Origin of the sequence: Verminephrobacter aporrectodeae subsp. tuberculatae At4, assembly GCF_000193225.1 — a bacterium.
GTDB classification, from domain to species: Bacteria; Pseudomonadota; Gammaproteobacteria; order Burkholderiales; family Burkholderiaceae_C; genus Acidovorax; species Acidovorax aporrectodeae.
On the sequence record NZ_AFAL01000317.1, the window covers coordinates 1 to 790 of the forward strand.

Below are 790 nucleotides of genomic sequence, written 5' to 3' on the forward strand. Positions count from 1 at the left end.
GGTCGGCATGGTGTCTACGGCCTCGGTGAAGTGGTCCACCAGCGTGCCGCGCGTGCCGTCGGCCGCGCGCGAGGGGTCGCGGACGAGCATCGGGATGTGGTAGCTCTGGTCAAAGTAGCCGACCTTGCCCAGCAGGTGGTGGTCGCCGAGTTGCTCGCCGTGGTCGCTGGTCATCACGATCAGGGTGTCGTCCCACTGGCCCGTGTCCTTGAGGTAGCCGAAGACCCGGCCGAGCTGGTCGTCGATTTCGCGCATCAGGCCATAGTAGGTCGCGCGCATCTGGCGCACCTCGGCGTCGTCCATCGCGCTGCCCAGGCCCTGGCCGTTTTGGAAGAAGCTATTGCGCTGAATGTTTTCCACGTAGTAGCGCAGCAAGGGGTGCTGCTGCGCCTCGGCCCGCGCGCTGGCCGCGCGCACGGGGGAAGGGCAGCGTGCGGGGTCGTACATCGCGTGGTAGGGCGCGGGGGCAATGAACGGCGGGTGCGGCCGCCAGTAGCCCAGGTGCAGAAACCAGGGCTTGTTGCGCGCGCTGCGCAGGTAATCGATTCCGCGCTCGGTGAACCAGGTCGTGTCCGACAGACGCGCGGGGATGCGGCTTGGCTTGCGGCTCGCGCCGATCTCGTCGGGGTCCAGGTCCTGCGGCAGCCAGATGTCCCAGGGGTTCCCGGGCAGGCTGTAGCCCTGCGCAGCGAGCCACGAGAAATAGGCCTCCATCTTCAGGCCCCAGGAGCCGACGGGCCGCCAGCCCTGCATGTCGGCGCCGAGCACGGTAAAGCGCGGGTCCGCGTGC

The 790-nt window shown here is 68.6% G+C and carries 1 protein-coding gene; it reads right to left on the minus strand.

Annotated elements, in window-relative coordinates; genetic code table 11:
- A partial coding sequence (locus tag VTU_RS0106640) for a sulfatase-like hydrolase/transferase (RefSeq protein ID WP_010102490.1) occupies window positions 1-790 on the minus strand: 790 nt, incomplete at both ends.